This is a genomic window from Proteus sp. G4380 (genome assembly GCF_963885725.1).
GTDB lineage: Bacteria > Pseudomonadota > Gammaproteobacteria > Enterobacterales > Enterobacteriaceae > Proteus > Proteus mirabilis.
The window spans coordinates 1-4,766 of sequence record NZ_CAWPAV010000008.1 but is presented as its reverse complement, the minus strand read 5'-3'; the positions used below and the strand labels follow the sequence as shown (position 1 = coordinate 4,766).

Below are 4,766 nucleotides of genomic sequence, written 5' to 3'. Positions count from 1 at the left end.
TACTAATAACTATTAGTAATAAAGTTTTTTATCCATTATCTATACAATTGCTTTCTATTTCTTTTTTTAAAATTTTTTAAAATAATTTCTTTTAGTTACTTGCATTACTCATCGCTCTCTTTTACTTTACTCTCATATAACAAGGGAGAAAGTACGATGGGTTATAACCTTGCTGAACTTACACAAGAAGAAAAAGATAAAATTAATGTCAACCTAGCCGCTTCAGGGGTTGCCTTTAAAGAGCGTTATAATATGCCAGTAGTGGCTGATGCGATAGCAAGAGAGCAACCTCAAGCTTTACAAAGCTATTTTCAAGAAAGAGTGACCTTTTATCGAGCACGAAGCCAACACTATTCTCGCTTACCTTTTGAGTCGAAATAAATACCGTGCTCAGTATTAAAAAAAGAGATAAACATTTACGTTTATCTCTTTTTTATTTTCAAGTAATGATATAAAAAATGGGCGAAAAATCGCTATTTCTTATCAGTTAAATCATACTATTTACTTGATATATAGGTAATTTTATTCTCATCACAATTAACTTCAACATTGTAACGTAGATCGGTACGAGCACCTCTTACATCCAAGATAACATGATAGCTATTATCTCTTTTGATAACATCGTTCGCATTAATATTCGCCACAGGTTTTGGTCCTAGTGCTTTTTTATCATCCTGCCAGCGAGGTAATCGATTGAGTAAATAATCATTTTTCACTCTAGTGGCAAGTTGCTCTTTATCAAGATTAACACAACTAGCAAAAGGGGCTGAGCGCACAACATTATTATCATTATTCACATTTGTGACACTTTCTGCAGAGGCTCCAAAAGAAACCGCAAGAAAAAGACCTGCACCAAGTATCCCTGTTTGACCAACTAATTTGCTTAATTTCATAATAACCTCCCGAAAATATCCCTTAAAGCAGGACGAGTTTCTATTAAGCATAGCATAAGCAAAACAGGGTATTTGTGACATTTGTTAAAAAAATGTTTTAATCATTGTCATCGTCAAACACAATAGAGACTGATTCACGAGTCGTGTGTTTTTCTCTTAATTCTTGAGCGACCAATTGGATCGCCTCACCACTACTCATACCTTCGGACATCAGATGTTGAATTTTTTCTACTGCTTTTTGTTGTTCTTCATGTGTTAATGTAGGCATTCCTAGAAACATAATGTTACTCTTATCTTAATCGATTTCTATGTTGGTCTTTACAATAATGCAATCACTGAACTAATGATTGATAGTGTAAATGATACAGAATACTTGTTTAAATGGTCATAAAATGGATATGCAATTACAGCAACGTGAATTAACTTATACCCCTGATTTAGCATTACGGGTATTTGCACCTATCGCCTCTTTGTCTTGGTCTAGTTTACTGCATTCAGGTTTTGCCGAACATCACCATAATCGTTTTGATATTGTTGTATCCGATCCTGCTATTACCTTAGAAACACGCAAACAAATTACCACTATTAAAGAGAAAACCGGTCGAGTCAAACGCTCTAAAAAAGATCCCTTTACGCTTATCCAAACAGCATTAGACACTTTTAATTTTCATCCAGTCAGTGATGAAACGCTTCCTTTTCTAGGTGGCGCATTAGGTATATGGAGTTACGATTTAGGTCGTCGCATTGAAATATTACCAGAATTAGCAAAAAATGAACTTAATTTCGCTGATATGGCTATCGGTATTTATGATTGGGCACTAATTGTTGACCATCAACTGAAAAAAGCCACATTAATAAGCTACCAAGATATTGACGCACGTCTCCAATGGCTAACAAAGCACGCTGATAATAACACAATAGAAAAAAAAGAACCTTTTGTCTTAACTTCTCCATGGCAATCAAATATGAGTAGTGATGAATACAATGAAAAAATTGCTAAAATTCATCAATACTTACTTTCAGGGGATTGCTATCAAGTCAATTTAGCACAACGTTTTTGTGCTAATTATAGCGGTGATGAATGGAATGCGTTTTTAACACTAAATCAAGCGAATAAAGCGCCATTTTCTGCTTTTATGCATTTACCTCATCATTTTGTTATGAGTATTTCTCCTGAACGTTTTATTCATTTAAGTGATCATAAAATTGAAACACGTCCAATAAAGGGTACCCTTCCCCGTAAAGCGCATCCCGATGAAGATGATGAACAAGCGCAATTGTTGGCCAATTCTCGTAAAGATCGTGCTGAAAACTTAATGATTGTCGATTTAATGCGCAATGATATTGGTAAAGTTGCCACAACAGGATCAGTCAAAGTACCTGAATTATTCGTTGTTGAACGCTTTCCCGCCGTACACCACTTAGTCAGCACCATTACCGCTGAACTTCCAGAAAATTTAAACGCAACTGACTTATTACGTGCGGCCTTCCCCGGTGGCTCCATTACTGGCGCACCTAAAATTAGAGCAATGGAGATTATCGAAGAACTAGAGCCACATCGTCGCCATGGATATTGTGGTGCCATTGGCTATATTAGTTTTTGTGGTACGATGGATACTAATATCTCAATTAGAACCCTACTGACGGAAAAAAATAAAATTTACTGTTGGGCGGGGGGTGGAATTGTCGCTGATAGCGTTGCCGAACAAGAGTACCAAGAAACCTTTGATAAACTTGGTCAAATATTAACTGTTTTAAGTGAAGTTTCTCCCGATGACACTTATTGATACCTTTATCAATCGCTTTCAACTTACTTTACCCGAGCCGGTAAATCAGCCTATTGATGCTAAAAAATCGGCAGCGGTTTTACTGCCGATTATCAATAAGCCTAATCCAACGCTCCTCTTAACAGAGCGCGCATCAACGTTGCGCTCTCATGCCGGACAAGTTGCGCTCCCCGGAGGGAAACGCGATCCACAAGATAAAAGCCTCATTGAAACGGCATTACGTGAAGCCCATGAAGAAGTCGATATTCCGCCCAGTATGGTTTCTGTGATCGGCCAATTAGCCCCATTACGCAGTTCAGAAGGTTATTTAGTAACCCCCATTGTCGGGGTGATCCCCCCCAATTTATCTTTACGGCATAATCCCACAGAAGTCGCTTCTGTCTTTGAAATGCCATTAAGTTATGTACTCAATACTCAGCGCTATTTACCGTTAGATTTTCGTCGTGCCGGTAAAATGCATCGCATCTATTTTTACCCTTATGAAGGGCATTTGGTGTGGGGACTAACCGCAGCTATTTTACATAACCTCGCGTTGCATATTACTTAATTTATTATTTTATTACCCTACGCTATCTTTTTATCGTCACCACTACAACTGTACTTAGCTATTTTAAAAAAATGTTGTAAACTAGACTATTAACGGGACGATATAATCGTAAAAACGCTCCCCTTACTATAAATAACTATATTTTTATTATTTTTTTAACCCTCACTCTTATTAAGGAGTCTGACGTGATTAGCGTTTTCGACATGTTTAAAGTGGGCATTGGGCCATCTAGCTCTCACACCGTAGGCCCCATGAAAGCGGGGAAAGAATTTGTCGATGATTTAGTCAGCCAGGATCTGATTGCGTCTGTCACTCGCGTAGCTGTTGATGTATACGGCTCATTGTCATTGACAGGCAAAGGTCACCACACTGATATCGCAATTATTATGGGCTTAGCAGGTAATGCACCCGCTACTGTCGATATTGACAGCATTCCCGGTTTTATTCGTGAAGTTGAAGAAACTGGCCGTTTACCATTAGCAAATGGATTAAAAGTTGTCGATTTTCCAGCTGAAAGTATGCATTTTAGCAATGATAATCTTTCATTACATGAAAATGGCATGACAATTCATGCCTTTGCAGGTGACAAAGAAATTTATCGTAAAACCTACTACTCTATTGGTGGTGGATTTATTGTTGATGAAGAAAACTTCGGCAAATCTGTGCTTGACAGCCAACCTGTTTCTTATCCTTATGCAAGCGCTGAAGAGTTATTAAAACATTGTAAAGAAACCGGATTATCAATCTCTAGCTTAATGATGAAAAATGAGCTAGATCTTCATACTCAAGCCGAAATTAGTGCCTATTTTGCTGATGTTTATAAAACCATGCAAGAGTGTATCGAGCATGGTTTAAATACCGAAGGCGTATTACCGGGACCACTTCGTGTTCCTCGTCGTGCTGCGTCACTAAATCGTTTATTAACTTCCAGTAATAGCCTGTCAAACGATCCGATGAAAGTCGTTGATCTTATCAATATGTTTGCACTGGCAGTGAATGAAGAAAATGCCGCAGGTGGACGAGTGGTCACCGCACCAACTAATGGCGCATGTGGTATTGTTCCAGCTGTATTGGCTTATTACGATCGCTGTATTGAAAAGGTCACGCCTGAAATTTATACCCGTTATTTCTTAGCCTCAGGAGCGATTGGTATTCTTTACAAAATGAATGCTTCTATTTCTGGCGCTGAAGTCGGTTGCCAAGGCGAAGTGGGCGTTGCTTGCTCAATGGCTGCCGCAGGACTTGCTGAATTACTCGGTGCTAGCCCTGAACAAGTCTGTGTTGCTGCTGAAATCGGTATGGAGCATAACTTAGGTTTAACTTGCGATCCTGTGGCAGGACAAGTACAAGTTCCTTGTATTGAACGTAATGCAATTGCCTCTGTTAAAGCGGTAAATGCTGCTCGTATGGCATTACGTCGTACCAGTGAACCACGAGTTTCACTTGATAAAGTGATTGAAACCATGTACGAAACAGGTAAAGACATGAACGCAAAATATCGCGAAACCTCTCGTGGTGGATTAGCAATAAAAGTTCAAT

At 38.6% G+C, this 4,766-nt stretch carries 6 protein-coding genes; 4 read left to right on the top strand and 2 right to left on the bottom strand.

Features of this window, described 5'->3' with window-relative positions:
• The first annotated feature begins 156 nt into the window (after positions 1–156).
• Entirely contained in the window at positions 157–381 is a 225-nt protein-coding gene (locus AACU98_RS00365) for a DNA polymerase III subunit theta (RefSeq protein WP_004243467.1), read from the top strand.
• 116 nt (positions 382–497) lie between these two features.
• Here AACU98_RS00365 and yebF read toward each other — a convergent pair whose 3' ends face one another.
• Positions 498–893 carry a protein YebF gene (yebF, locus tag AACU98_RS00360; protein WP_004248304.1) on the bottom strand — a complete coding sequence of 132 codons (396 nt, stop codon included), beginning with the start codon at positions 891–893 and terminating at the stop codon, positions 498–500.
• 97 nt (positions 894–990) lie between these two features.
• Positions 991–1,173 (bottom strand): YoaH family protein, encoded by a 183-nt coding sequence (locus tag AACU98_RS00355; protein ID WP_004243469.1) that lies wholly within the window; start codon positions 1,171–1,173, stop codon positions 991–993.
• A 79-nt stretch (positions 1,174–1,252) separates the two neighbouring features.
• Here AACU98_RS00355 and pabB point away from each other — a divergent pair, with 79 nt between their 5' ends.
• The 3 genes from pabB to AACU98_RS00340 form a co-directional block, all read left to right on the top strand.
• Positions 1,253–2,680, top strand: coding sequence for an aminodeoxychorismate synthase component 1 (pabB, locus tag AACU98_RS00350; protein ID WP_409542045.1), 1,428 nt, complete (start codon positions 1,253–1,255; stop codon positions 2,678–2,680).
• Positions 2,667–3,227, top strand: a complete 561-nt coding sequence (locus AACU98_RS00345; RefSeq protein WP_049213218.1) for a CoA pyrophosphatase — start codon at positions 2,667–2,669, stop codon at positions 3,225–3,227. Before pabB ends, AACU98_RS00345 begins: the two co-directional genes overlap by 14 nt.
• Positions 3,228–3,412: 185 nt before the next feature.
• On the top strand, positions 3,413–4,766 hold a 1,354-nt coding region (locus AACU98_RS00340), incomplete at its 3' end, for an L-serine ammonia-lyase (RefSeq protein ID WP_161735334.1).